The sequence below is a fragment of the Pantoea sp. genome (assembly GCF_032114055.1).
Taxonomy (GTDB): Bacteria; Pseudomonadota; Gammaproteobacteria; order Enterobacterales; family Enterobacteriaceae; genus Pantoea.
Map to the genome: position 1 here is coordinate 40,861 of NZ_DAMCTB010000014.1, position 25,482 is coordinate 66,342.

The following is a 25,482-nucleotide window of genomic DNA, read 5'->3' on the forward strand; positions in this document are numbered from 1 at the left end:
CTGCTCCTGAAGCGTTAAAAATTAAAAAGGTAGTGATTCACCAGATTTTCCAGCTGCTCCTGGCGTCCACTCTGATGCTGCGGATTAAGCTGCTGCTGCTGAGCATGCGCCGCCAGCGCCGCCAGGGAAAACTCCCCTTTCAGAATTTGCTGGCCGAACTCACCATTCCAGCCGCTGTAGCGCTGTGCCACACGCTTGTCCAGCTCGCCGTCGCTGATCATGCGGGCCGCCACCTTCAGCGCCAGCGCCATGGTATCCATTGCGCCAATATGACCGTGGAAGAGGTCATATTTGTCGGTGCTCTGACGACGCACTTTGGCGTCAAAGTTTAAGCCGCCAGTGGTAAAGCCGCCTGCCTTCAGGATTTCATACATCACCAGCGCATTCTCTTCCACGCTGACCGGGAACTGGTCGGTGTCCCAGCCACACTGCGGATCGCCACGGTTTGCATCCACCGAACCAAAAATGCCCAGCGCAATCGCGGTGGCAATTTCGTGATGGAACGAGTGACCGGCCAGGGTAGCGTGGTTCGCCTCCACGTTAACCTTGATCTCTTTCTCCAGCCCGAACTGCTTCAGGAAGCCATAAACGGTGGCGACATCATAGTCATACTGATGTTTGGTCGGCTCCTGCGGTTTTGGCTCAATCAGCAGCGTGCCCTGGAATCCGATTTTATGTTTATGCTCCACCACCATCTGCATAAAGCGGCCAATCTGCTCACGCTCCTGACGCAGATCGGTATTCAGCAGGGTTTCATACCCTTCACGACCGCCCCACAACACATAGTTTTCGCCGCCCAGCGTTTTGGTGGCCTGCATGGCGCTGCAGACCTGCGTCGCGGCCCAGGCAAAGACTTCCGGATCGGGATTGGTGGCGGCGCCGGCGCCGTAGCGCGGATGGGTAAAGCAGTTCGCCGTGCCCCACAGCAGTTTCACCCCCGTCTCCTGCTGTTTTTCCAGCAGCTTATCCGTCATGGCGGCAAAATTTTCTTTGTAGCTGCGCAGCGAATCGCCTTCCGGCGACACGTCGACATCGTGGAAGCAGTACCAGGGGACATTCAGCTTATAAAAAAACTCAAAGGCGACATCGGCTTTGAGTTTTGCCTGCTGCAGTGCATCGCCGCTTTTCTGCCAGGGGCGGTCAAAGGCGCCGACACCAAACATATCCGCGCCGTTCCAGCAGAAGGTGTGCCAGTAACAGGCGGCAAAGCGCAGGTGCTCCGCCATGGTTTTGCCGAGGATCATCTCGTCGGGATTGTAGTGGCGGAACGCAAGAGGATGCGTCGACTGGGTGCCTTCATAACGAACCCGATCGATCTGATCGAAATAAGCGTGCATGGTTTGCTCCTTAGCATCAGTACCCGAATGGTCTGCGTTGAAGCCCTATTTGACAGAGGCGGCTGCGCTGGCTCAATTACGATATTTCACTCCGGCCTTCAGATAATTATTATTTGTGCGCTGAGTCGCAAAATAAAACTTATTACGGCAGGGGTTTTCTGTTGTCCGAAAAAGATGAAACCTCGATCGCGCTCATAAAAAAAGAAATAAACCAAAAAACGTAATAGCCGGATAAAAATCAGTAATTGCTGGAACCGGAAAAGAAGGGCAACAATTCATCCGCCTGGTTTATCGGCCTGAAACCACAATAGCCTCAACCTACAGGATAATCATAATGAAGATGAAACATGCACTGTTCGCCGCCTGTGCGGCGCTGGCGCTGTTCAGCCAGACCAGCGTGGCAAAAGAAGTAAAAATCGGTATGGCGATTGATGATTTACGACTGGAGCGGTGGCAGAAGGACCGCGATATTTTCGTGAAACAGGCTGAAACGCTGGGCGCTAAAGTGTTTGTTCAGTCAGCCAATGGCAATGAAGAAACGCAGATGTCGCAGATTGAAAATATGATCAACCGCGGTGTCGATGTGCTGGTCATTATTCCCTATAACGGTCAGGTGTTGAGTAATGTTGTCGCCGAAGCGAAACGGGAAGGCATTAAAGTGCTGGCCTATGATCGGATGATAAATAACGCCGATATCGATTTCTATATCTCGTTTGATAATGAAAAAGTGGGCGAGCTGCAGGCCGAAAGCATTGTGAAACAGGTGCCTAAGGGCAACTATTTTTTAATGGGCGGCTCTCCAGTGGATAATAACGCCCATCTGTTCCGTGCCGGGCAGATGAAAGTGTTAAAACCTTATATCGATAACGGTGCGATTAAAATTGTTGGCGATCAGTGGGTCGATGCCTGGCTGCCGGAAAATGCCCTGAAAATTATGGAAAACGCCCTGACGGCGAACAGTAATCATATCGATGCGGTCGTGGCCTCTAATGATGCCACCGCAGGCGGTGCGATTCAGGCGCTGAGTTCGCAGGGGCTGGCAGGAAAAGTCGCGATTTCCGGCCAGGATGCGGATCTGGCTGCGATTAAGCGCATCAAAGCGGGCACCCAGACCATGACGGTTTACAAACCAATCACCGAGCTGGCGACGGAAGCAGCGAAAATCGCGGTCGAGCTGGGCGACGGTAAAACACCCGCCAGCAACAGCAAGCTGAATAATGGGCTCAAAGAGGTGCCGTCACGGCTGCTGAAGCCGATTCCGGTTAATAAAGAGAACATTGAAAGCACCGTGGTGAAAGACGGTTTCCACAAACAGAGCGAACTCTGACCGCGCAAAGCGTGAGGGAGGACCATCTATGCTGCTGGAAATGAAAAACATCACCAAGCGTTTCGGTGCCGTGAAGGCACTGAATGATGTCAGCCTGCAGCTGGACGCAGGTGAAGTGATGTCGCTGTGCGGAGAGAATGGTTCCGGGAAATCGACGCTGATGAAGATCCTGTGCGGACTCTATCCGCACGGCGATTTTGAGGGGCAGATCCACTTCTCTGGCGACGACATTCAGGCGCAGACCATTCGCGATACCGAGCGTAAAGGCATCGTGATTATTCATCAGGAGCTGGCGCTGGTGCGGCAGCTGACGGTGATGGAGAACATCTTTCTCGGTGCCGAACTCAGTCGTTTCGGCATGGTGGATGATGAAACCATGACCCTGCGCTGCCAGCAGCTTCTGGCGCGGGTCGGACTGAACGTCTCGCCCGCTACCCGGGTCGGTGAGTTAGGCCTGGGTCAGCAGCAGTTGGTGGAAATCGCCCGCGCGCTGAACAAGCAGGTCCGGCTGCTGATTCTGGATGAGCCGACCTCGTCCCTGACGGAGCAGGAAACCGGGGTGCTGCTCGGCATTATCCGTAACCTGCGTGAACACGGCATCGCCTGCATCTACATCTCGCACAAGCTGAATGAGGTACGGGCGATCTCCGACGTTATCTGCGTCATCCGCGACGGCCAGCATATTGCCACCCGACCGGCAGCGGGCCTGAGCGAAGATGACATCATCACCATGATGGTCGGCCGTGAGCTGACCGCACTCTATCCCCATGCGCCGCATCAGATTGGCGAAGAGATACTGAAGGTCGAAAACCTCACCGCCTGGCATCCGATCAATCGCCATATCCGACGCGTCAGTAATGTCTCGTTCACGCTCAGGCGCGGTGAAATCCTTGGCATTGCAGGGCTGATGGGCGCAGGCAGGACCGAAACGGTGCAGTGTCTGTCGGGCGTCTGGCCAGGGCGCTGGCAGGGCGATATCTGGATCAATGGCCGTCAGGTGCGCATCACCGATTGTCGCGCCGCCATTGCGCACGGCATCGCAATGGTGCCGGAAGACCGCAAAAAAGATGGCATCGTGCCGCTGATGGCGGTGGGCAAAAACATCACCCTGGCGGCGCTGGACCAGTTCAGCCACCGGCTCTCTACCCTGGATGAAGCGCAGGAACAGCAGGCGATTAATGATGCCATCAGCCGGTTACGGGTAAAAACCTCTTCCTCAGAACTGCCGATAGGCCGGTTAAGCGGAGGCAATCAGCAGAAAGCGATTCTGGCGAAGTGCCTGCTGCTGAATCCGCAAATCCTGATCCTCGATGAACCCACACGCGGCATTGACGTGGGCGCGCGCCAGGAGATCTATCTGCTGATCAATGCGCTGGTTCAGCAGGGGATTGCGGTGATCGTGATTTCCTCTGAGCTGCCGGAAGTGCTGGGTCTGAGCGACCGGATTCTGGTCATGCATGAAGGGCAGATCAAAGCCGATCTGATTAACGACAATCTGACTCAGGAGCAGGTGATGGAAGCTGCCCTGCGGAGTGAACATTATGCTTAAAAGTGAAAGTACCCCGGGTCGCCTCTCCGGCACGCCGGGCAAACCGTCACCGGGCAGAGTCACGCTGCCCAATCTGCAGGTTCTGGTGATGCTGGGCGCGATTGTGCTGATTGCGCTGTTCTTTACCTGGACCACCGACGGTGCCTGGCTCAGTGCGCGTAACGTCTCTAACCTGCTGCGCCAGACTGCCATTACCGGCATTCTGGCGGTTGGCATGGTCTTTGTGATTATTTCGGCCGAAATCGACCTCTCCGTGGGGTCGATGATGGGGCTGCTGGGCGGGGCGGCCGCCATTTTTGACGTCTGGCTCGGCTGGCCGCTGCCACTGACCATTGTGGTGACGCTGGTAATGGGGCTGCTGCTGGGTACCTGGAATGGCTGGTGGGTAGCCTACCGCAAGGTGCCCTCGTTTATCGTGACGCTGGCGGGGATGCTGGCCTTCCGTGGCGTGCTGGTCGGCATCACCAATGGCACGACCGTTGCGCCCATCACGCCAGGCATGTCGCAGATTGGGCAGAGTTACCTGCCGGACGGTGTCGGTTTCGGCTTTGGCATCGCCGGACTGGCGCTGTTTATGCTCTGGCAGTGGCGGCTGCGGCTGCGTCGTCAGCAGCTCGGGCTGCCACAGGGCGCAGCCAGCGGCACCGTGGGGCGTCAGGCGATCACCGCTATTCTGGTGCTGGGTGCCATCTGGCTGCTCAATGACTATCGCGGCGTCCCTACGCCGGTGTTGCTGCTGGCCGTGCTGCTGCTGGCGGGCATGTTTATGGCAACCCGCACCGCATTTGGCCGTCGCATCTACGCCATCGGCGGCAACATCGACGCCGCACGGCTGTCAGGCATTAATGTCGCCCGCACCAAACTGGCGGTATTTGCCATCAATGGGGTGATGGTGGCGATCGCCGGGCTGATCCTCAGTTCACGTCTGGGCGCAGGCTCACCGTCTGCGGGTAACATTGCCGAACTGGATGCTATCGCCGCCTGCGTCATCGGCGGCACCAGCCTGGCGGGCGGAGTCGGATCGGTGGCGGGCGCCGTCATGGGCGCTTTTATCATGGCTTCGCTCGACAACGGCATGAGCATGATGGATGTGCCGACTTTCTGGCAGTACATCGTCAAAGGGGCGATCCTGCTGCTGGCGGTGTGGATGGATACCGCAACGCGGCGTCGGGTGTAATCGCGCGGGCGATCACATTGTGGCGCAAACAATTTTTGTGCCCCTTTCAGGCGTGTTATGCAATGCGCTGAGGATTTAAGGGAACGCGCCACCATGCATGATAAACGTTACCGCATTACGCTGCTGTTTAATGCCAACAAGGTGTATGACCGTCAGGTTGTCGAGGGCGTCGGGGAGTATCTGCAGGCGTCCCAGACTGACTGGGACATCTTCATCGAAGAAGATTTTCGCTGCCGCATCGACAATATCCGGGAATGGCTGGGCGATGGAGTGATTGCCGATTATGACGACCGCTCTATCGAAACCCTGCTGTCCAGCGTCTCTGTTCCCATTGTTGGCGTCGGCGGATCTTACCATCGGCAGGAAGATTATCCGCCGGTGCACTACATCGCCACAGACAATGCCGCGCTGGTCGAGAAAGCCTTTCTGCATCTGAAAGAGAAGGGCATTAATCGCTTCGCCTTTTATGGCTTGCCGATCTCCAGCGGCAAGCGATGGGCGCAGGAGCGGGAACAGGCGTTCCGTCAGTTGGTGGGACGCGAGCGTTATCAGGGCGTGGTTTATCAGGGGATGGAAACCGCGCCGGATAACTGGCAGCACGCCCAGAACCGGCTGGCGGACTGGCTGCAGACGCTGCCTCCACAGACCGGCATCATCGCCGTCACGGATGCGCGGGCGCGCCACCTGCTGCAGGCGTGCGAGCATCTGAAGATTCCGGTGCCGGAGAAGCTTACGGTGATCGGGATTGATAATGAGGAGCTGACCCGCTATCTGTCGCGGGTGGCGCTCTCTTCGGTGGCCCAGGGCTCGCGGCAAATGGGCTATCAGGCGGCCAAACTGCTGCACCGGTTGCTGGATAAGCAGCCGCTGCCGCTTCAGCGCATTCTGGTGCCGCCGGTGAAGGTCATCGCCCGGCGCTCAACCGATTTCCGCTCGCTGCGCGATCCGGCTGTGATTCAGGCAATGCACTACATCCGCTTCAACGCCTGCAAGGGGATCAAGGTGGAGCAGGTGCTGGATGCTGTCGGACTGTCGCGTTCCAATCTGGAGAAGCGTTTCCGGGATGAAACCGGTGACACCATCCATGCGATGATCCACCGCGAAAAACTGGAAAAAGCGCGTGAGCTGCTGGCTTCTTCCTCGCTCAACATCAATGAGATCTCGCAGATGTGTGGCTATCCTTCGCTGCAGTACTTCTACTCGGTATTTCGCAAAAGCTACGACTCCACGCCAAAAGAGTATCGCCAGCATTACGGGGAGAATGTGCTGTAGGGAAGCGGGGCGTGAGGCGAGGCCGGATGAATCTGAGTGGCCTCAGATCAGCCGCTGCTCGCTCGCCTCAATCACCGCCAGCGCCAGGCCATTGGCCGGATCAATCCGGTTCTCGGGAAAGTGCAGCTGTGTGTGTGCTGCGGTAAAAGCCAGCGTATTGCTCTGGGCCGTTTTACGCACTGTCTTACAGAACGTTTCACTGACGTTCCACGGGCAATCGATGATGATGGTTGCCGGGTTGAGCAGCAGCATGATCTGACTCAGCGCGGCACCCAGAAAGCCACCTGCCTGCGTCATTACCTCATCCACCACGCGCGCCGCACTGTCGCGGCTCTGCCAGCTCAGGCCAGGCTGGCGCTGCGCCAGCTGCTGATTAACGGCAGGCTTGCTGATCAGCGCTTCAAGACAGCCGCGGCGGCCGCAGCTGCAACGCGGCCCGCCGGGCTGGACGATCAGATGCCCCGCCTCTCCCGCCGTCCAGCTATGCCCGGTAAAGACGTCACCCTGCTGGATCAGTGCGCCGCCAATCCCCTCAGAGACGCGCAGATAAAAGTGGCCGTTCTCTGTGGGTAAGCCACACTGCTCCACCGCCAGCAGCGCCGCCGCTTTGACATTATTCATAATGCGAATGGGTAGCTGAATCTGCCTGCGCAGCGTGGTCAGCAGGTCAACATCCTGCCATTCCAGCGGCAAAGAGATATGCATCCAGCCGCGCCGGGGATCGACGATGCCGGGAAAGCCCAGGCCAATGCCGAGCAGGTGGGGATAACGTTCGGTAAGCTGGCGGCAGAGCGTGGCCAGCTCGGCCAGCAGTCGGGTCGGATTGCTGGTATCGGTTCGCAGCGTCTGTTCAGCCAGCACCTGAGAAAAGTAGTCACAGACCCGCCAGTGGATGACGTTGCGTTCCACCATCACACCTGCGCTCTGCAGCTTTTCCGGCCGCAGCCTGATGCCGATCTTGGGCCGTCCGGCAGCCGCCACGCTGACCGGCCCCAGCTCCTCTATCAGCGCCTGCTCCAGCAGATCATCGATGATTAACGAAACGGTATTCTTACTGAGCGCCAGCGCCTCCGCCAGCTCCTGACGCGACGTGACTCGCTGTTTACGCAATCGGGCCATCACGCGTTTCTGATTATTCAGTCGCAGCAGTGCAGGGCCTTTGCCGTTCGTTTTCATCAGGGATTCACCCAACAGAGGAGTAAACATTGAGTTTATCAGCCCCTGCGCGTTCTTCACCCTCACTTTTGCGGGCTGTTTCACACAACAGGATCACCCCTGGCCGGGGCCGTGACCGCGATCGGATCGCCGGTCAGCCTGTTGTTCCGGCAGACCCGGCGTGCGGTCACCGCGATCCCTCTGCGTTATCCGGCGAAGCGAAGCGCGCGCGGAAGGCCTGGCCCGCAACGCGCTATGCCCAGCCAATACGCGCCCTAACCCCGGCTGGAATTAATATTCGTCGCCGCGCACCCGGCTGCGATAGCTTTCCCAGTCAAAGCGGACCCACAGGCTATTGCCCAGACGCATACGGTCCATCACGCGTTCACCCAGCAGGGCATTCATGCCCGCATGATCGAGGTTGGAGAGCATGCCGGTCGGGCGTTTCGACGAGGAGCGGCGGTCGACGATCTGGTTGATAATCACCTTCTCGTAGCGCGATTCGCTCTGCATACCAATTTCATCGATCACCAGCAGGTCAACACTGCTGAGGTCCTGAATCAGCCGCTCTTCAGTGATGCCGCTGCTGCCGCTGAAGGTGCCCTTCATGCTCGACATCAGATCGGCGACGGTCACGATCAGGACGCTTTTACCGCGCAGGATCAGGTCATTGCCGATCGCGGCGGCCAGATGATTTTTACCGGTGCCGGGACGGCCTGAGAAGACGAAGCTGGCGATGCTGCCATCGAATTCAGCGGCGTACTGACGCGCCAGCTCCAGTGCTTTACGCTGCCCTTCGTTTTCGACCCGGTAATTATCAAACGAGCAGTTGATATGCAGTTCGCGAATGCCGGAACGGCCCATTACGCGCTGCATTTTCATTGCGCGGTTCTCACGCACAATTGCCTCGGATCGCAGGCGACCCTGCTCCTGGTTCCACGCCAGCAGCTCTTCACCATTGGCGAATTTAGGCCGGGTACCGGCGGGCATCATTTTTTTCAGACGGTTAAAGAGATCGTCGGGCGTTTTCATTATTCACCTCGGAAACCATCGGGAATGGTACGGTCAGGATCGGGTAGCTGCGTAATATCGCGTTTCGGCTGCCCGCCGCTGGCGACGCGATTCATCTGGATGCTGCGCGCCAGTTTCTGCTGCCACTGCACATGGTGGAACATCCGGCCTTCCGCCTGCCAGTAGGCAACGAAGGCCGCCAGCTCGCCGGGCGTTACCGGTTCACTCAGCGCCACACCCCAGATGGCGGCCTGACGCGTAAAGTCGGCATCCGGCTGCCAGCCCGGATACATGGCGAACTTCCCGGCCGGTGTGTGAATCGGGGCGGGCGTATCGTCATACAGGCTGTCATCCAGCGCCACATCATTCGGCTGCCGGGCCGCCGCTTCCAGCGCCAGCAGCTCGGCCAGACGCGCCGGGGTGATGGCATACATCACCGGCGCGTAGTTATCTAACACCGCCAGCGTGCCCTTTTCCGCCTGCTGCAGGGCAGTCAGCGGATCCTGTCGGAAGGCATCCAAGCCAATGAGCGTTGAAGTTAAGATTTTAGCTGACATGAAAAGACCTGAGGTTAACAAACACCTTGCGCCGGGAAACGGTCGCCAGCGCAGAAGGCGTTATTGTACCTTTTTTAACGAGGGGGATCGCTTAAAAAGGACCGCGATTAGTGCGAGGTGAGCGGAGACGCGGCGTGGCGGGCCGGTGCGGATTCAGCGGCGCGCAGGCTGACGGCGTTGGCAGCCGGACGGGTTTGCCATAAATAGCGAACCGAAGCGAGCCAGCAGAGGCTGTATCCCAGCAATTCGGTGCCCTCTTCGGCCATGTTTTTCACCACGCGGTTGTAATCGCCCAGCATCAGATGCTGCCACAGCGCATGAATACCAAACAGCCGTGAGAAGATCAGCACCACTAAGAAGCCGGAGGCCATCACCGGCCAGCTGCGATGCTGCACCAGCGCCGCCAGTCCCTTTACGGTCTGTCCCGGCGTGCGCAGCGCCACAGCCAGTGAGCCTGCCGTCACGGCCAGCGCAAACCAGACCCAGCTGCCGTGCTGAATAGCGTCAAAAACAAAATCGAGCTCGCGGATCAGCATGCAGCTGTAAAAGCCGGCGACTAAGTTCAGCGCGCCACGCTGATCGGCGCGGCGACGGGCCGCAATGAAAAACAGCGCGGCGATGATTGCCAGCATCAGTTCCTGAGTGGTTTCCGTAAAAGAGGTTTCGTGCAGGGCGTCGTTCATCCAGGCTACATCAATGTAGACAGGAACGATGGTGAGAGCGAGAACCAGAGCGGCCAGCAGAAAGACCACGATTTCGCGGCCAATAATTGTCAAATCGTTGCGCATAATGTTACCGGTATAATGATTAGCGGCCTCATTATATTTTAAACGACCAGTCGTCTTTCTCTTTTCATGCCCCGGTCAGAAGCTGGCGCTGAAACCAACGCTGTAAAGTTGCTGCTCCTCATTATTCAGCGCTTCGCTCTGTGAAAAGGCGGCAAAAGCCGCCAGATTATCATTTAAAGGCAGCTGCGCACCGAGGCTCAGGTCAAGACCATTAGCCTGATCGGATCCGGGGGCGTTATTACGCGCCACGCTCTGCGACGCATCCGCCAGGAAATAGTGATAACTCAGCTGCGCCCAGGGCGCTATCCACCCCTGCTGCGAATCGATGCGCCAGCCGACACTGGCGCTCTGCTCACGGCTCTGCGGGTCACTGTAGTCACACTGCAGACAGGTCGTCTGCTGCGGATCAACTGCATACTGCGCCACCGGCCCGGTGGTGACAGAGGCGGAAAGGGGCAGGTCAATGCCAGCCCGATAGCGTTTTCCCAGCGGCATGCTGCCTGCGCTGCCGGTTTCACTGTGCAGCACGATCGGGGACGCGGTGGGGGAGTTGATCGCAGCCTCAAACAGGGCGCGGCTGTCATCGCTGAAAGCAGGGGGCGTCAGGGCGATTTTCTCTGCCAGGATGGTATCGTAGTCGGGCAGCGGATCGGTATGCCGGGGCGCAGACGTGCCTTCGCGGCCAAACGTCGGTTGCGATAAGATTAATAGCCCTACAGCACAGCAGGTCCACAGACCTTTTCCACCGTTTACTGGCACCCTCTTTTCTCCAGGCAGAGCTGAAGTGATTACCCAACGTTCTGATTAAAATCCGAGCCATCTCTGTTATTTACCCGGTGTTCGTTTAACTATCAACCGATTAATTTTAAGATCAAGCGGACCGCTAAAATATTCTCGTTATAAAGGAACAAAGCGATGCAACGATGTGGTTGGGTAACGCAGGATCCCCTCTATCTGGCTTATCACGACAGGGAGTGGGGCGTGGCGCAGAGAGACAAACGTGCACTGTTTGAGATGCTCTGTCTGGAAGGTCAGCAGGCAGGATTATCCTGGATCACCGTGCTGAAAAAGCGCGAAAACTACCGGATGGCGTTCCATCAGTTCGATCCGCAGGCTATCGCGCAGATGGATGCGGCCGCGATCGATACGCTGATGCAAAACAGCGGCATTATCCGTCATCCGGGTAAAATTGCGGCCATTATTGCCAATGCCCGGGCTTTTCTTGAGATGGAAGCCAAAGGCGAGGATTTCAGCCACTTCGTATGGCAATTTGTCGATAACGTGCAAATCGTTCATCATCATCCGGACTACCAGCTGGCGCCCACGATGTCAGAGCAGGCGATTGCGCTTTCGAAGGCCCTGAAGCAGCGTGGTTTCAAATTCATCGGCCCGACAATTTGCTACGCCTTTATGCAGGCCTGTGGCCTGGTAAACGATCATCAAAGCAACTGTTTCTGCCATCCGGACAACCAGAGGGGCTGATTTCGGATAAATCAGGAATTTTCCGCACTACATTGCCTGTCTGCAGGCGGCATAATCGTGCCACTTATGGGAAAGGTTTTCCTGTGTGTCTCGAATGTAAGGGAACAAAAATGCAGAAGAAATTAATCGCCATCACCTTGTTATTAAGCGGCAGTCTGGCCCTGCCAGGCTGTACCACCAATCCTTATACTGGCGAATCTCAGGCGGGTAAGTCAGGCATGGGCGCAGGTCTGGGCGCGTTAGTGGGGGCGGGTGTCGGCGTACTCTCCTCCTCGAAGAAAGATCGTAAAAAAGGAGCGCTGATTGGTGCCGCAGGGGGCGCCGCGCTGGGCGGTGGCGTCGGTTACTACATGGATGTGCAGGAAGCCAAACTGCGCGACAAAATGCGTGGTACGGGCGTCAGCGTGACCCGTAACGGCGATAACATCGTTCTGAATATGCCAAATAATGTGACGTTCGACTCCAGCAGCAGCAACCTGAAACCGGCCGGCGCAAACACGCTGACCGGTGTGGCCTTAGTGCTGAAAGAGTATTCAAAAACGGCGGTAAACGTTGTGGGTTATACCGACAGCACGGGCAGCCGGGCACTGAACATGCGCCTGTCTCAACAGCGTGCTGAAAGCGTGGCCAGCGCACTGATTACGCAGGGCGTGGCCAGCGATCGCCTGCGCACTCAGGGTGCAGGCCCGGATAACCCGGTTGCGACCAACAGCACCGAAGCCGGTAAAGCGCAAAACCGTCGCGTTGAGATCACCCTCAGCCCGCTGAGCTAATCGCGGTCGCCCCCGGCCGGGGGCGCTCGCTGTTCTGCTGAGTCTGCCGTCAGGTCGTCGCGTCGCTGTCAGCAGGGCCAGCTTAAACAGGAGTCTGAAGGGCTCTGAACTACCTCACCTGTTTCTCTGCTTTTCTGCTCTTCGCCACTTCCACTCTCCGGAAATCGCCGGCCGGGGCAATACCAGCTTCTCTCCTGTTCCGCTGTCCGGCTGGACAGTTGTCGGAAAATGTTATCCGGCTGTTGGCCTGCGTAGTGCCGAAAAGGAGAATGTTCCTGACTGTTATTTCCGATGCAGCACTTTTTGCGCCGCGCCTGGCTTGTGCTAGTCTCTGCCTGGTTTCTTCTTTCGCAGGATATCTCATGAAAATCAGGCCGCCTCGCGCCACCATCAGCGATGTTGCTCACGCGGCACGAACCGGAAAAACCAGCGTTTCACGCTATCTCAATGGTGAACTGCATCTGTTGTCAGCGGATTTAAAAGCGCGAATCGAACAGGCCATTGCCGATCTCAGCTATCGCCCGAGCCAGATGGCACGCGGTCTGAAGCGCGGTCGCACCCGGCTGATTGGACTGATTATCGCCGATATCACCAACCCCTATTCGGTGGATGTGATGAGCGGCATTGAAGCCGCCTGCCGCGAGCAGGGCTTTACGCTGCTGATGTGTAACACCAACAATGAAGTGGATCTGGAACAGCACTATCTGCAACTGCTGAGCAGCTATCAGGTTGAAGGCATTGTGGTTAACGCGGTCGGGATGCGCGAAGAGGTGCTGAACCATCTTCAACAGTCTCTGCTGCCGATGGTCCTGATTGACCGAAAAATCCCCGATTTTCCCTGCGATGTGGTGGGCCTGAATAACGCCGAAGCTGCCGAAACTGCCACGCGGCATCTGGTGGATAATGGTTATGAGGCGCTGCTGTTTCTCAGTGAGCCGCTGGGCAGCGTCAACACCCGCCGCGAGCGCCTGCAGGCTTTTCGCCAGCTGCTGGGATCGCATCCGCAGGTTGCACATGAAAATGCGGAAGTTCCGCTGCATCAGCCCGCTGCGCTGGACGATGCGCTGCTGACATTCCGGCAGCGTCATGCCGGCAAACGCTGTGCGGTGATGGTCGCTAACGGCGCACTGACGCTGCAGGTGGCGCGCTCGCTGCAACGCCTCAATCTGCACTGGGGCCACGATATCGGTCTGCTTGGGTTTGACGAACTGGAGTGGGCGGCACTGGCAGGTGTCGGGATTACCACGCTGAAGCAGCCAACCTGGCAGATTGGCTTCAGCGCACTGGAACGGCTGATTGCGCGCATAGAGGGCAGCGATTTACCGGTTGGCGAACAGGTTTTCTCTGGCGAGCTGGTTGTTCGCGGTTCCAGCCAGCCGCTGGGCTGACAGGTAGCGTAAAGCTGCCGAACGGCCCGGCGTCTGCTGCAACAACGGGAAGCCTGCCAGGCGCAACCCGGTCAGCAGCGCGGCGCCCTGTTCCCTTAAACACAAAAATAACCAGAATCCTCATCCTGTTTACCTGCCCGCACAGCGCTGAAAAATGCATATAGCCTGGGATTTTGCATGATCGTGCTTTATCCCCCTTTTACATGCTCGCTTCGTGAGCACGATCATAAATTCACCCTTTGCTCCTTTGCTTTGGAACCGGTTCCATTTAGGGTTTTTCTATTCGTTATGGGCAGAAACCTGCCATGGAGCAGAACATGAAACCTGACATCATCGTGGTCACCGCCGCTTATGGCCACGCGCAGATTGCTGCGCTCGGCGGCCAGCGTGCGCTGCTGCCGATTATCCGCCAGGCGGGCGCTGATGGCGTTGAAATTCGCCGCGAGCTGCTGGATGACGCGGCACTGTCGACACTGCCCTCGCTGGCTGGCGCGATAGCTGAGCATCAGCTGCACACCAGCTATTCAGTACCCGATACCCTGTTTTGTGACGGCGGCGAGATCAATCCGCGCATAACTCACTACGTTGAAGAAGCACGCCAGTTAAAGGCGCAACGCCTGAAACTGGCGCTGGGCGACTTCACCGGTGCGCTGCCGCGCGACACCCTGCAGGCACTGCTGGCCTCGCTGCCGTGTCAGCTGACGATAGAAAACGATCAGACCGAACAGGGCCGGCTGGCCCCGACGGTGGCATTTTTTACGGCGGTCAGGGAGGCCGGGCTGGCCATTAACATGACCTTCGATATGGGGAACTGGTGCTGGACCGGCGAGGATGCCGGCCAGGCAGCGGCATTGCTGGCCGCGCAGGTGGGCTATGTGCATGTTAAAGCCGCGGTGCCGCATCAGGAGAGCTTCCGGGCGATTGCGCTGGATGAGGCTGGCGATCACTGGCGTGCCCTGTTGCAACAGTTACCGGCGACCGCACCGCGCGGCATCGAGTTTCCGCTTGAAGGCGACGATCTGATTGCGGTGACACGCCACTACGTGTCGCTGCTGCGTAACGTGTAAGGAGTGAAGATGACGACGCATCACACTATGCATCACAACGGCCCGCTTGATGTTGTCACGATCGGTGAAGCGATGGCGATGTTCGTCGCCCGCGAAACCGGCGACCTGGCCGCAGCAGAGACCTTTGTGAAACGTGCCGCAGGCGCGGAGCTGAATGTCGCAACCGGCCTGGCCCGTCTTGGCCTGAAAGTGGGCTGGGTCAGCCGCATCGGCGATGACGCCTTTGGCCGGTTTATCTGCCAGCAGCTGGAAAAAGAGGGGATTGATCATGGCCGGGTGACGGTGGATCAGCGCTATCCCACCGGTTTCCAGCTCAAATCCAAAGTTGATGATGGCTCTGATCCGCTGGTGGAATATTTCCGTAAAGGCTCGGCCGCCAGCCATCTGTCGGTTGAGGATTTCGACGCCGATTATTTTGGCGCGGCGCGACATCTGCACCTGAGCGGCGTCGCGGCGGCGCTGTCAGAAAGTTCGCTGGCGCTGCTGAAGCACACCGCGAAAGAGATGCGCGCGCGTGGCAAAACCATCTCGTTTGATCCTAACCTGCGGCCGGTGCTGTGGCGCAGCGAAGAGGAGATGCGTAAGCAGCTCAATCTGCTGGCAGAGTACGCCGACTGGGTGCTGCCAGGCGAAAAAGAGGGACTGATCCTGACCGGCTATCGTCAGCCGGAAGCGATCGCGGATTTCTATCTCGACAAGGGCGTGAAAGCCGTCGTGATAAAAACCGGATGTGACGGCGCCTGGTATAAAACGGCCCAGGGTGAACAGGGTCAGGTGGCGGCGGTCAGGGTGGAGAACGTGGTGGATACCGTCGGGGCGGGTGATGGCTTTGCTGTAGGGGTGATCAGTGCCCTGCTGGAAGGTCAGTCGCTGCCGCAGGCGATTCGTCGCGGCAACAAAATTGGTTCGATGGCGATACAGGTTATTGGTGACAGCGAAGGTCTGCCGACGCGTCAGCAACTGGGCGACGTGTAGTCCGCGCCCCTCTACAGACACAGGAGTTTCCGATGAAAAAGCAGACAATCGCGCCAAAACGCTGGTGGTTCATCATGCCCATCGTGTTTATCACCTACAGCCTGGCCTATCTCGATCGTGCAAACTTTAGCTTCGCTTCGGCGGCCGGAATTAATGACGACCTCGGCATCACCAAAGGGATGTCCTCGCTGCTGGGGGCGCTGTTCTTCCTGGGATATTTCTTCTTCCAGATCCCGGGAGCGATTTACGCCGAACGCCGCAGCGTTAAAAAACTGATTTTCGTGTGCCTGATTCTGTGGGGCGGCTGCGCCTCGCTGACCGGTGTTGTCAGCAACATTCCGATGCTGGCGGCCATTCGTTTTGTGCTGGGCGTAGTGGAAGCCGCGGTAATGCCCGCGATGCTGATTTACATCAGCAACTGGTTTACCAAATCGGAACGCTCTCGCGCCAACACCTTCCTGATTCTGGGAAATCCGGTCACGGTGCTGTGGATGTCGGTGGTGTCGGGCTATCTGATTGAATCTTTTGGCTGGCGTGAGATGTTCATCATCGAAGGTTTTCCGGCGGTGATCTGGGCCATTGCCTGGTGGTTCATGGTCCAGGATAAACCGGCACAGGCGCGCTGGATGAGCGATGCTGAGAAAGCGGCCTTGCAGGCTGAACTGCAGAAAGAGCAGGAAAATATTAAAGCGGTGCGCAACTACGGCGAAGCGTTCCGTAACCGCAACGTCATTATCCTCTGCGTGCAATATTTTGCCTGGAGCATCGGCGTCTATGGCTTTGTACTGTGGCTGCCGTCGATTCTGCGTAATGGTACGCAGATGGGCATGGTGGAAGCGGGCTGGCTCTCAGCGGTGCCTTATCTGGCCGCGACTATCGCGATGGTGGTGGTCTCCTGGGCGTCAGACAAAACCCAGAACCGCAAGCTGTTCGTCTGGCCGCTGCTGCTGGTGGGTGCGCTGGCGTTCCTCGGCTCGTATCTGGTGGGATCGAACAATTTCTGGGTCTCCTACACCCTGCTAGTGATCGCCGGTGCCGCGATGTATGCGCCTTACGGTCCGTTCTTCGCCATTATTCCTGAGATGCTGCCGCGCAACGTCTCTGGTGGCGCGATGGCGCTGATCAACAGCATGGGTGCGCTGGGGTCGTTTATCGGCTCGTGGATTGTCGGCTATCTTAATGGTGCGACCGGCAGCCCGGCGGCCTCCTACATTTTTATGGGATCGGCTTTGCTGGTGGCGGTGTGGCTGACGCTGATTGTGAAACCGGCGCAGAATAAAGCGCCGCCGCTGCAGAGCGCAAAACCGGCCTGAAAGCGTAAACGCTAAGGTGTGTGAGCGGAGTCTGCACACAGGCGTAAACGTCAGTCTCAGTTTCTCCGGGCGGCCCGCAAGCCGCCCGCAACTTATTGATCGGGAGCGACCGAATGAAACCCGCTGTAATTCTCTACAAAAAACTGCCTGACGATCTCTATGCCCGTCTGACTGAACAGTGTGACGTGACGGAAATCAGCGATCTTTCGCCAGAAAACCAGCAGCAGCATGCTGAGGCGTTCCGGCAGGCTGAGGGGCTGCTGGGATCGGGCGGTAAAGTGAATAGTGACCTGCTGGCAAAAATGCCAAATCTGCGCGTCTGCTCCAGTGTCTCAGTCGGCTATGACAATTTTGACGTCGAGGCGCTGAACCAGCGTAACGTAGTGCTGATGCACACCCCGACCATCCTGACTGAAACCGTCGCGGATACCATGATGGCACTGGTGCTGAGTACGGCGCGCCGCGTGCCAGAGCTGGATGCCTGGGTCAAAGCGGGCCACTGGCAGAAGAGCATCGGGCCGTCACACTTCGGCATCGATGTGCATCATAAAACGCTGGGGATTCTCGGCATGGGCCGTATCGGAATGGCGCTGGCGCAGCGGGCCCACTTTGGCTTCGGCATGAACATTCTCTACAACGCCCGCCGTGAACATGAAGAGGCACAGACGCGTTTTGGTGCGCGGCGCTGTGAGCTGGAGGCGCTGCTGAAGGAGAGTGATTTCGTCTGCATCAGCCTGCCGCTGACCCGCGAAACGCACCATCTGATCGGCGCCGCCGAACTGGCGCTGATGAAGCCGGATGCGGTGCTGATTAACGCCGGTCGCGGGCCGGTGGTGGATGAGCAGGCGCTGATTGCTGCGCTGCAGGCGGGCAAACTGCATGCCGCCGGGCTGGATGTGTTTGAACAGGAGCCGGTTTCTGCCGACTCGCCGCTGCTGTCGCTACCCAACGTGGTCACCCTGCCGCACATCGGTTCTGCCACGCACGAAACCCGCTATGGCATGATGCAGGATGCGGTGGAAAATCTTATCGCCGCGCTCGGCGGAAGCGTGGATAAAAACTGCGTTAACCCCCAGGCACTGAAGTAATCCTCACGCCTTTCCATTGCGCCCGCCGATGGCGGGCGTTATGGTGGACCCCCGATTCGCTATCACAAATATTTAACCGCTATGTCCTTTTCTCAGTTCGGCGACAAATTTACCCAACATTCCGGCATCTCACGTCTGATGGAAGATATGGGCGCGGGCCTGCGTACGCCTGGCACCATCATGCTGGGCGGCGGTAATCCGGCGCAGATTCCGGCGATGAATGACTACTTTCAGCAGCTGCTACAGCAGATGCATGAGGAAGGCAAACTCAGCGAGGCGTTGTGTAACTATGACGGTCCGCGCGGCAAGGCGACGCTGCTGGCGTCGCTGGCAGAACTGCTGAGCGAGCAGCTTGGCTGGCCGATCACCGCGCAGAATATCGCGCTGACCAACGGCAGCCAGAGCGCCTTCTTCTATCTGTTTAACCTGTTTGCCGGTCGCCGGGCCGATGGCAGCAAAAAGCGGGTGCTGTTCCCGCTGGCACCGGAATACCTGGGCTATGCGGATGCCGGTCTGGAAGAGGAGCTGTTTGTCTCGGCGAAGCCGAACATCGAGCTGCTGCCGGAAGGTCAGTTTAAATATCATGTCGATTTCGAACATCTGCCGATGAACGACGAGGTCGGGCTGATCTGCGTTTCGCGTCCGACCAACCCCACCGGCAACGTGATCACCGACGATGAGCTGATGCAGCTGGATGCGCTGGCACAGCAGCATGATGTGCCGCTGCTGATTGACAACGCTTATGGTGTGCCGTTCCCCGGTATTATCTTCAGCGAGGTCCGCCCGCTGTGGAATCCCAACATCATCCTCTGTATGAGTCTGTCAAAACTCGGCCTGCCGGGCGCGCGCTGCGGCATCATCATCGCTGATGAGAAGACGATTTCTGCACTGAGTAACATGAACGGCATCATCAGTCTGGCACCAGGCAGTATCGGTCCGGCCATCGCCCACGAGATGATTGGTCGCGGCGATCTGTTACGTCTTTCTGAAGCGGTGATCAAGCCGTTTTATCAGCAGAAAGTGGAGCAGACGCTTGCGATCCTGCGGCGCTATCTGCCGGAAGATCGCTGCCTGATCCACAAGCCGGAAGGGGCAATTTTCCTCTGGCTCTGGTTCCGCGATCTGCCCATCACGACGGAATTACTTTATCAGCGCCTTAAAGCGCGCGGCGTGCTGATGGTGCCGGGCCACTTCTTCTTCCCGGGGCTGGAGCAGGCGTGGCCGCACACCCATCAGTGTATGCGGATGAATTATGTGCCGGACGCGGAGAACATCGAGCGCGCCGTGCAGATTCTGGCGGAAGAGGTCGACATCGCCTGGCGCGACAGCTAATCCTGCCGCTCGCGTAACGACAGCTGGCACCACTGTGCCAGCTGCTGAATCGCCTGTTCCACCTCCCGGTTCCAGCCGAAACCGGCATTGAGCCGGAAGCAGTGGTCGTAACGCGAATCGGTGGCGAAAATGTGTCCCGGCGCAATGCCGATACCCGCATTGCGCGCTTTCAGAAACAGCTCACGAACGTTCAGCGCCTGCCGGGGCATTTCAACCCACAGTACGTATCCCCCCTCCGGATCGGACACCCGGGTTCCCGCCGGAAACGCCCGCAGCACCGACTGTCGCATTTCATGGATCTGCCGTGCCAGCTCGCGCCGCAGCTTGCGCAGGTGAGCGTCATAGCCGCCGCTGCGCAGCAGCTCCGCCACCGCCGCCTGGGACAGCACCGAGGTGCCCATGGTCGAGGTATATTTCAGCGAGGCGATTTTACGCATGTAGTTGACGCTGTGAACCCAGCCGATGCGGATGCCGGGCGCCACCGTTTTCGAAAAGCCGCTGCAGAGAATGGCGTTGGGGCTGAATGCGCGCATCGGAAAGGGACGGCGCTCGCCAAAGGCGGTATCACCAAAGATATCATCCTCAATGATCACCACATCGTTTTCATCGGCCTGACGGGCAATATAGGCTTTCTGCTCATTAGGAATGCTCTTTCCCAGCGGATTGTTGACGTTGCAGAGGGTGAGAAAGATCCGTACCGCCCGGCGCTGAAACAGCCCGGTCAGCTTCGCGACATTGATATATCCCTCTGCTCCCGCTTCCACTTCGATTACCCGCAGATTGAGGTTATGCAGCATCTGCAGCAGGACAAAATAGCAGGGAGACTCCACCGCCACGACATCGCCCGGCTGGGTGGTTGCCCGCAGTGACAGGGAGATCGCCTCGATGCAGCCGTTAGTGATCAGAATATCGTCGGCGCTGATATTGCAGCCATAATCGACTGCGCGGCGGGCAATTTCCATTTTCAGCGGCGCATAACCGGTGCCCTTGACCGTATTGCCGAGCAGGGCCGGTTTGCTGTAGCCCATCTGACGCATCAGCAGGCCGATACGCCTGACCGGATAGAGCGCGCTGTCGCCGTTAGCGAGATCGAGCCGTACCCGGCAGTCTGAGCCGAGCATCGCCAGATGCAGTTCGGTCTGCTCATCCAGCGGGGCAATGGCGTGGGGCTGTTCGCTGACGGCGGGCAGCTGACGCGCCAGGGGCCGCTCCGGGGCCACGAAAAAGCCCGATTTAGGACGGGCGACGGCATAACGCTCATCTTCCAGCGTGCGCAGGGTTTTCAGCGCGGTGGTGTGGCTGACATTGTACTGAGTCGCCAGCGTACGCACCGACGGCAGACGGCTGTCGGGTGCCAGCGAACCGGCATGAATGGCCTGTTTAATCTGTTCGGCTATCTGGCGGTAACGACTGCGCTGACTCTCCTGTTCCCCGACAACATCGGCCATCTGTTCCACCCCATATCGCGCTGATCTGTGCATATTCAACAGAGTACATTCAAAGTACTTTAGGCTGCATCTCTTAATTATTCATGACGCTAAACAGTCCGGCGGCGCCGGGCTCAGGCCACCGCGTGGTGCCGTTCACCTGAGGGAAAAGTGAGAAATGAATAATCTGCCCGCCATGATGAAGGCGATTGAGGCTTATCTGTCACCCGCCATGATTGCTTCGGCGCAGCGCTGTGCGGCCCGCCTGCTGGCGGTGTTACCCCGGACGCAGCAGCCTGAGGAGAACCGTGTGCTGCTCGCCTATGGCGGGGGAAAAGACAGCAGCTACATGGTGGCCTGGGTACGCTACATCCAGGGGGTAATCTGGCAGCAGCAGGGCAGCACCTTCTCGCTGCGGGTCAGCACCAACCGCCATGCGGGGATGAACCAGAGCGTGATGGAGAATATCGATCGTGTTTATCAGGCGCTGGCCATGCACGATGATGAACGGGTGGAGTGTCTGGTGGTGGATGGCCTGCTGATCCGGCCTTTTGCCCGCGACCTGCCAATGCCGGAGAGCGTGCGGCAGCAGAATCGCAACGATGTGCTGATGAATGGCCACCGGTTCCGTGCCGATGCCCGTTCGACCTTCTGCAACGCCTGCAATCTCAGCATGATGAACTCCTTTGGCCTGGCGGCGGACTACAACGGTGGCGTGGATCTGATTATCACCGGTGACTCACCGCAGGAGCAGGCCGCCTATCTGGCCTGGGCACGCCATCTCTCACGCCTGTTTGATGCACCAGTGGCGGACAAAAGCCAGGGCTTCAGCGGGTTTCTGCAGACGCTGGACGGCGTTGCCGGGCGCTATTTCAGCGAGGTGCATGGTGCCGATCAGCTGACGCCCGCTCATCGCATCACCCATCAGCTGGCGCGCAATCCGCTGTTTTTCAATATTTATCAGGACACCGCCTATGAAGCGGGCGCGCACTGGGCGCTGCTCAGCGAATTTATGGGCTTCCGCTTCGATGCCCTGATGTTCAGTTTTTCCGAGTCTGACTGCGGTAACCCGACACTGATGGCGCACCTGCGTGGTCTGCGGGCAGAGACGCTGCTGCAGCGCAGCTATGCCGAAGGGATACGTGAATATGTCCGTTTTGCGCTGGCGCTGATGGCGCAGAAAGACTTTCCGCCCGCGCTCATCGACGAGATGGCGGCGCGCTATCAGGATGAGGCCGCTATCGAGCGGCAGCGGCAGCGCGCGGCAGACTTTGCGCTGGCGGCATTTGATCTGCACGAAGAGCAGCTGATCTGCCTGATCTACTCCCCCTTCCTCGGGCGGGGAGTGCAGCTCGGACAGTGGCTGGCGCAGCGGCAGATTCTGTCCGATGAAGCGGCGATCCGCGACCTGCTCGATCAGCGCAGCGAGGATCGGGCGCTGGCACAGCAGCTAACGCAGCTCTCCGGCATGACGCTGACGCAGATGCGGCACTGCTGGCAGAGCAGGCCTGTCAGCTCGCTGCTGGAGGGAAAAAGTGACGATCCGCTGTCACGCGTCCTGCGCTTTGATCCCCATAAGGCGGTGATTCAGGTCAGTAACGGTGTGCTGAACGACACCGTGACGGAAATCATTTCCGGGCGTTAACCCGGTAAGGCAAGGCGATGAAGAAGATTTTCCTGCAAATTGGCGCCACCCGCGACGGACTTAATCCCTGGTGTGCGGTGGCGAAGCGCGACGGTTACTTTACCGTGCTGGCGGAGATGGGCGACTTTGTCGATTACCAGTCGATCAGCCTGGCGCAGCCGTTTGATCTGATCATTCGCCTCGACCGCCCTGAAAATCCGTGGGAGGTCATGCAGGCCTATCTGCACGCCGGCTTACTGACGCATCCGACGGTGGTGCTGGCGGGCTTTGAAACCTATAACGTCAGTGCCGGACGGCTGCGCGAGATGCTGGCCGGGCCGGACGCACCCGCCGCCTTTATCCCGCCGGATAAATATGCGCAGCGCATGGCGCTGAAAAAAGCCTGGCCGCGCTTGCCGCAGCCGGAATTCCGCTTTTTCGCCTCGCCACTCAGCATTCTGGATGCCAGGCAGGCACTCCTCTATCCCTGTGTCGTCAAACCAGTGGATGGGGGTGGCGGGCTGGGGATCTGGCTGATTGAGCACGCGGGCCAGCTGCACAGTGTGGTGCAGAAGCTGGTGCAGACCATGAACTACGGCGGGCGCGGCTTCAGTGGCTTTATTGTGGAAAGCGCGCTGACAGGCCCGGAGTTTTCGCTGCAGGGCGTGGTACATCAGGGGACGCCTCACGCGCTGACCTGCTGTCAGAAAGTGGTTGAGCAGCATCGGGATGCTGAAGGCTGCATCAGCTTCTATGAGTCAGGACATGTGGCGATGGCGGCCACCGCCCTGCCTGCCTCATTCCGTAGCCTGATGCACTTCTGTTGTGAAACCTTTGGCTACCGTCAGGGCGCGTTTCACATCGATTTTATCGTAGTCAACGGCGTGCCGCATTTTCTGGAGATGGGTTTCCGGCTCTCCGGCATGGGGGTGGCCGTGCTGGTGCAGGCGGTGACGGGCATCAACTGGGCGGATATGGCTTTCCGGCTGGAGGCAGGCAGCACGCTGCCCCGTCTGACGTTTGCCGCCTCTGGCGCGATCGGTCAGCTGCGGTTACGGCAACCGGCGCAGCTGCAGGCGGCTGAACGCTGGATCGATCGCCATCAGCAGGGCACGCTGCTGCCCGCGCTCAGATTACCGGCATTGCAGGTTTCACCCCGCTCATCGCTCTATGCCGATCTGACCCGCCATGCGGGCATTCTGGCCACGTTCAGCCTCACCGCGACCGCAAGGGAACCAATTATGACTACGTTTCAGCAGATCGCTGATGCTCAGCCCGTCAGCGCAGGGAGAGACAAAGTATGTGCAGGATGATTATGGCGCACGGCCAGTTCGACAGCGCGCAGATTCTGGAGGCGGCGCGCGCCATGAGCTGCGGCGAAAGCGCCGATCACGATGGCCCGATAAAATCGCACCCCAACGGCTGGGGCTGCCTGTGGCTCGAGGAGGGGGAGATCCGCACGCTGCATGGCACCGGCCCGTTCGCCGACGCGCTGCCGGATATTGATGTGGGTCGCCTGCGCAGCCGGTTTCTGGCGGTACATGTCCGCCACGCCACGCTTAGTAAAAATCAGGGGATGGCGTTTTCTCATCCGCTGTGGCGCAACAGCGGCGGGCATCAGTGGTACATGATGCATAACGGTTTTCTGCCGACGATCTATCGCCACCTCGGACTGGCGGCGTCGCGCTTCGATTCGGAAGAGTATCTGCATTATCTGGTGGACGCGATCACGCCCGCCGATTTTACCCGCGACTATCTGCGCGCAAAGATGGCGCAGGTTGAGCCGGGCGGCAGCGCGGGCAATGCCATTTTCGTTACCCGCGACAAAGCCTGGGCGTGGCAGTGGTATCCGCACGACACTCCCTGGCCCGACTATTTTACGATGCATTTTCAGCAACAGGCGGATTGCACGCTGATCGCCTCTGAACCCGTGGTGATACCTGGTCGCGCCGGCAACTGGCGGCGAATGAACAATCATGAACTTTATGAGATACCGTTTAGGGAGTGATAAAGATGGCAATTTTCAATCAGTTCCGCGTGATTAATCCCAACATGTTTGTGGAATCGACCTGGCTGGATGACATTGTTACCGCCCGGGTGCCGCTGCTGGTGCTGCGCAATTTTCTGACCCCTGCGGTGCGGGAGGCGGTGGTCGCTGACCTGCAGCAGTGCCGGGAAAAGATCCGGGTGTCCCACTATCCCAACGGCGCGCTGACCACGCTTGGCCCCTTTCTGGCGCGCCACACCGCCGCGCCCGATAACTATTTTACCGAGCTGCGTGATATCCAGCCGTCACTGCCCGTCTCGCTGGCGACGCTGCGTGAGCAGATCTACCGCTGGGTTGAGCATGCGCTGCGGCTGGAAAGCCTGCGCGTCGCCCATGAGCCCGGGAAAGGAGACTACGCCGGTTCTGTCGTCCGTTTTCACGCCGATGGCATCGCCAACCCGCTGCATAACGACAATATCGTGCGCGATGCTGCTGCCACCTCGCTGGCGGTAACTGACATCCTGCATCAGCTCAGCTGCGTGGTCTGCCTGCAGGAATGCAGTGCGGGCGGGGCGCTGCGCATCTTCAACAAAAAGTGGGCGCCGGAGGATGAGCAGTTCAAAACCGCTGGTGAGCTGGGGTATCGCCGTGGCGTGATCGAAAACAGCGAAATTTGCGAATTTTCGCCGCGCAGTGGCGATATTTATCTGTTTAACCCCGCTTTTTATCATGAGATCGATCGGGTCGAAGGGAACACCCGTATCACGATGGGGTTCTTTTTCGGGCTGACCGACAAAAAGATGAAACACGCTATCGCCTGGAGCTAAGCCGGGCTGTGCCAGAAGAGGAGAAG

At 58.5% G+C, this 25,482-nt stretch carries 23 protein-coding genes; 16 read left to right on the forward strand and 7 right to left on the reverse strand.

Annotated features, from left to right (window positions below):
- Positions 1–14: 14 nt before the first annotated feature.
- The gene (xylA, locus tag RT657_RS18005; RefSeq protein ID WP_313656095.1) at positions 15–1,337 is read right to left on the reverse strand and encodes a xylose isomerase; all 1,323 of its coding nucleotides are present in this window, start codon (positions 1,335–1,337) and stop codon (positions 15–17) included.
- Positions 1,338–1,671: 334 nt separating this feature from the next.
- On the opposite strand from xylA, the gene xylF reads away from it, so the two are divergent.
- From xylF to xylR, 4 genes are all read left to right on the forward strand, one after another.
- A complete protein-coding gene (xylF, locus tag RT657_RS18010; RefSeq protein ID WP_313656096.1) occupies positions 1,672–2,664 on the forward strand; it encodes a D-xylose ABC transporter substrate-binding protein in 993 nt (330 codons plus the stop codon).
- A 28-nt stretch (positions 2,665–2,692) separates the two neighbouring features.
- Positions 2,693–4,213 carry a xylose ABC transporter ATP-binding protein gene (locus tag RT657_RS18015; protein ID WP_313656098.1) on the forward strand — a complete coding sequence of 507 codons (1,521 nt, stop codon included), beginning with the start codon at positions 2,693–2,695 and terminating at the stop codon, positions 4,211–4,213.
- The gene (gene xylH / locus RT657_RS18020; protein ID WP_313656099.1) at positions 4,206–5,390 is read left to right on the forward strand and encodes a xylose ABC transporter permease XylH; all 1,185 of its coding nucleotides are present in this window, start codon (positions 4,206–4,208) and stop codon (positions 5,388–5,390) included. The genes RT657_RS18015 and xylH overlap by 8 nt, the downstream gene beginning before the upstream one ends.
- A 93-nt stretch (positions 5,391–5,483) precedes the next feature.
- A complete protein-coding gene (xylR, locus tag RT657_RS18025; RefSeq protein WP_313656100.1) occupies positions 5,484–6,662 on the forward strand; it encodes a D-xylose utilization transcriptional activator XylR in 1,179 nt (392 codons plus the stop codon).
- A gap of 42 nt (positions 6,663–6,704) precedes the next feature.
- On the opposite strand, the gene RT657_RS18030 is transcribed toward xylR, so the two are convergent.
- From RT657_RS18030 to RT657_RS18050, 5 genes are all read right to left on the reverse strand, one after another.
- Positions 6,705–7,838: an ROK family transcriptional regulator gene (locus RT657_RS18030; RefSeq protein ID WP_313656146.1), complete on the reverse strand. Its 1,134-nt coding sequence runs from the start codon at positions 7,836–7,838 to the stop codon at positions 6,705–6,707.
- A 270-nt stretch (positions 7,839–8,108) separates the two neighbouring features.
- Positions 8,109–8,849, reverse strand: coding sequence for a DNA replication protein DnaC (dnaC, locus tag RT657_RS18035; protein ID WP_111141084.1), 741 nt, complete (start codon positions 8,847–8,849; stop codon positions 8,109–8,111).
- Positions 8,849–9,385 (reverse strand): primosomal protein DnaT, encoded by a 537-nt coding sequence (dnaT, locus tag RT657_RS18040; RefSeq protein ID WP_313656102.1) that lies wholly within the window; start codon positions 9,383–9,385, stop codon positions 8,849–8,851. Before dnaT ends, dnaC begins: the two co-directional genes overlap by 1 nt.
- 107 nt (positions 9,386–9,492) lie before the next feature.
- Positions 9,493–10,173 (reverse strand): hypothetical protein, encoded by a 681-nt coding sequence (locus RT657_RS18045; protein ID WP_313656103.1) that lies wholly within the window; start codon positions 10,171–10,173, stop codon positions 9,493–9,495.
- 75 nt (positions 10,174–10,248) lie between these two features.
- A complete protein-coding gene (locus RT657_RS18050; protein ID WP_313656104.1) occupies positions 10,249–10,932 on the reverse strand; it encodes an autotransporter in 684 nt (227 codons plus the stop codon).
- Positions 10,933–11,088: 156 nt separating this feature from the next.
- Here RT657_RS18050 and RT657_RS18055 point away from each other — a divergent pair, with 156 nt between their 5' ends.
- The 8 genes from RT657_RS18055 to RT657_RS18090 all read left to right on the forward strand — a co-directional run bounded on the left by RT657_RS18055 (position 11,089) and on the right by RT657_RS18090 (position 19,591).
- Positions 11,089–11,655: a DNA-3-methyladenine glycosylase I gene (locus RT657_RS18055; RefSeq protein WP_313656105.1), complete on the forward strand. Its 567-nt coding sequence runs from the start codon at positions 11,089–11,091 to the stop codon at positions 11,653–11,655.
- Between the two features lie 110 nt (positions 11,656–11,765).
- Entirely contained in the window at positions 11,766–12,428 is a 663-nt protein-coding gene (locus tag RT657_RS18060; protein WP_313656106.1) for an OmpA family lipoprotein, read from the forward strand.
- 362 nt (positions 12,429–12,790) lie between these two features.
- A complete protein-coding gene (locus tag RT657_RS18065; RefSeq protein WP_313656108.1) occupies positions 12,791–13,816 on the forward strand; it encodes a LacI family DNA-binding transcriptional regulator in 1,026 nt (341 codons plus the stop codon).
- A gap of 317 nt (positions 13,817–14,133) precedes the next feature.
- Positions 14,134–14,883 (forward strand): sugar phosphate isomerase/epimerase, encoded by a 750-nt coding sequence (locus RT657_RS18070; RefSeq protein ID WP_313656110.1) that lies wholly within the window; start codon positions 14,134–14,136, stop codon positions 14,881–14,883.
- Between the two features lie 9 nt (positions 14,884–14,892).
- Complete coding sequence (locus tag RT657_RS18075; RefSeq protein ID WP_313656111.1) at positions 14,893–15,858, forward strand: sugar kinase; 966 nt, start codon at positions 14,893–14,895, stop codon at positions 15,856–15,858.
- 32 nt (positions 15,859–15,890) lie between these two features.
- The gene (locus tag RT657_RS18080) at positions 15,891–17,171 is read left to right on the forward strand and encodes an MFS transporter (RefSeq protein WP_313656112.1); all 1,281 of its coding nucleotides are present in this window, start codon (positions 15,891–15,893) and stop codon (positions 17,169–17,171) included.
- A 113-nt stretch (positions 17,172–17,284) separates the two neighbouring features.
- Entirely contained in the window at positions 17,285–18,259 is a 975-nt protein-coding gene (gene ghrB / locus RT657_RS18085; RefSeq protein WP_313656113.1) for a glyoxylate/hydroxypyruvate reductase GhrB, read from the forward strand.
- Positions 18,260–18,340: 81 nt separating this feature from the next.
- The gene (locus RT657_RS18090) at positions 18,341–19,591 is read left to right on the forward strand and encodes a valine--pyruvate transaminase (protein WP_313656115.1); all 1,251 of its coding nucleotides are present in this window, start codon (positions 18,341–18,343) and stop codon (positions 19,589–19,591) included.
- Here RT657_RS18090 and RT657_RS18095 read toward each other — a convergent pair.
- Positions 19,588–21,039 carry a PLP-dependent aminotransferase family protein gene (locus RT657_RS18095; RefSeq protein WP_313656117.1) on the reverse strand — a complete coding sequence of 484 codons (1,452 nt, stop codon included), beginning with the start codon at positions 21,037–21,039 and terminating at the stop codon, positions 19,588–19,590. The genes RT657_RS18090 and RT657_RS18095 overlap by 4 nt on opposite strands.
- Positions 21,040–21,196: 157 nt before the next feature.
- Here RT657_RS18095 and RT657_RS18100 point away from each other — a divergent pair, with 157 nt between their 5' ends.
- From RT657_RS18100 to RT657_RS18115, 4 genes are read left to right on the forward strand one after another with little or no spacing between them, the layout of a single operon-like run.
- Positions 21,197–22,663 carry a hypothetical protein gene (locus RT657_RS18100; RefSeq protein WP_313656119.1) on the forward strand — a complete coding sequence of 489 codons (1,467 nt, stop codon included), beginning with the start codon at positions 21,197–21,199 and terminating at the stop codon, positions 22,661–22,663.
- Between the two features lie 17 nt (positions 22,664–22,680).
- A complete protein-coding gene (locus RT657_RS18105; protein WP_313656120.1) occupies positions 22,681–23,955 on the forward strand; it encodes an ATP-grasp domain-containing protein in 1,275 nt (424 codons plus the stop codon).
- Complete coding sequence (locus RT657_RS18110) at positions 23,943–24,650, forward strand: class II glutamine amidotransferase (protein ID WP_313656121.1); 708 nt, start codon at positions 23,943–23,945, stop codon at positions 24,648–24,650. The genes RT657_RS18105 and RT657_RS18110 overlap by 13 nt, the downstream gene beginning before the upstream one ends.
- Before the next feature lie 5 nt (positions 24,651–24,655).
- Positions 24,656–25,456: a hypothetical protein gene (locus RT657_RS18115; protein WP_313656122.1), complete on the forward strand. Its 801-nt coding sequence runs from the start codon at positions 24,656–24,658 to the stop codon at positions 25,454–25,456.
- Positions 25,457–25,482: the final 26 nt, after the last annotated feature.

Bases quoted from the DNA above. Each gene is read 5' to 3' on its own strand.
- xylA (WP_313656095.1), bottom strand. From the start codon at position 1,337: ATGCACGCTTATTTCGATCAGATCGATCGGGTTCGTTATGAAGGCACC.
- xylF (WP_313656096.1), top strand. From the start codon at position 1,672: ATGAAGATGAAACATGCACTGTTCGCCGCCTGTGCGGCGCTGGCGCTG.
- RT657_RS18015 (WP_313656098.1), top strand. From the start codon at position 2,693: ATGCTGCTGGAAATGAAAAACATCACCAAGCGTTTCGGTGCCGTGAAG.
- xylH (WP_313656099.1), top strand. From the start codon at position 4,206: ATGCTTAAAAGTGAAAGTACCCCGGGTCGCCTCTCCGGCACGCCGGGC.
- xylR (WP_313656100.1), top strand. From the start codon at position 5,484: ATGCATGATAAACGTTACCGCATTACGCTGCTGTTTAATGCCAACAAG.
- RT657_RS18030 (WP_313656146.1), bottom strand. From the start codon at position 7,838: ATGAAAACGAACGGCAAAGGCCCTGCACTGCTGCGACTGAATAATCAG.
- dnaC (WP_111141084.1), bottom strand. From the start codon at position 8,849: ATGAAAACGCCCGACGATCTCTTTAACCGTCTGAAAAAAATGATGCCC.
- dnaT (WP_313656102.1), bottom strand. From the start codon at position 9,385: ATGTCAGCTAAAATCTTAACTTCAACGCTCATTGGCTTGGATGCCTTC.
- RT657_RS18045 (WP_313656103.1), bottom strand. From the start codon at position 10,173: ATGCGCAACGATTTGACAATTATTGGCCGCGAAATCGTGGTCTTTCTG.
- RT657_RS18055 (WP_313656105.1), top strand. From the start codon at position 11,089: ATGCAACGATGTGGTTGGGTAACGCAGGATCCCCTCTATCTGGCTTAT.
- RT657_RS18060 (WP_313656106.1), top strand. From the start codon at position 11,766: ATGCAGAAGAAATTAATCGCCATCACCTTGTTATTAAGCGGCAGTCTG.
- RT657_RS18065 (WP_313656108.1), top strand. From the start codon at position 12,791: ATGAAAATCAGGCCGCCTCGCGCCACCATCAGCGATGTTGCTCACGCG.
- RT657_RS18070 (WP_313656110.1), top strand. From the start codon at position 14,134: ATGAAACCTGACATCATCGTGGTCACCGCCGCTTATGGCCACGCGCAG.
- RT657_RS18075 (WP_313656111.1), top strand. From the start codon at position 14,893: ATGACGACGCATCACACTATGCATCACAACGGCCCGCTTGATGTTGTC.
- RT657_RS18080 (WP_313656112.1), top strand. From the start codon at position 15,891: ATGAAAAAGCAGACAATCGCGCCAAAACGCTGGTGGTTCATCATGCCC.
- ghrB (WP_313656113.1), top strand. From the start codon at position 17,285: ATGAAACCCGCTGTAATTCTCTACAAAAAACTGCCTGACGATCTCTAT.
- RT657_RS18090 (WP_313656115.1), top strand. From the start codon at position 18,341: ATGTCCTTTTCTCAGTTCGGCGACAAATTTACCCAACATTCCGGCATC.
- RT657_RS18095 (WP_313656117.1), bottom strand. From the start codon at position 21,039: ATGGCCGATGTTGTCGGGGAACAGGAGAGTCAGCGCAGTCGTTACCGC.
- RT657_RS18100 (WP_313656119.1), top strand. From the start codon at position 21,197: ATGAATAATCTGCCCGCCATGATGAAGGCGATTGAGGCTTATCTGTCA.
- RT657_RS18105 (WP_313656120.1), top strand. From the start codon at position 22,681: ATGAAGAAGATTTTCCTGCAAATTGGCGCCACCCGCGACGGACTTAAT.
- RT657_RS18110 (WP_313656121.1), top strand. From the start codon at position 23,943: ATGTGCAGGATGATTATGGCGCACGGCCAGTTCGACAGCGCGCAGATT.
- RT657_RS18115 (WP_313656122.1), top strand. From the start codon at position 24,656: ATGGCAATTTTCAATCAGTTCCGCGTGATTAATCCCAACATGTTTGTG.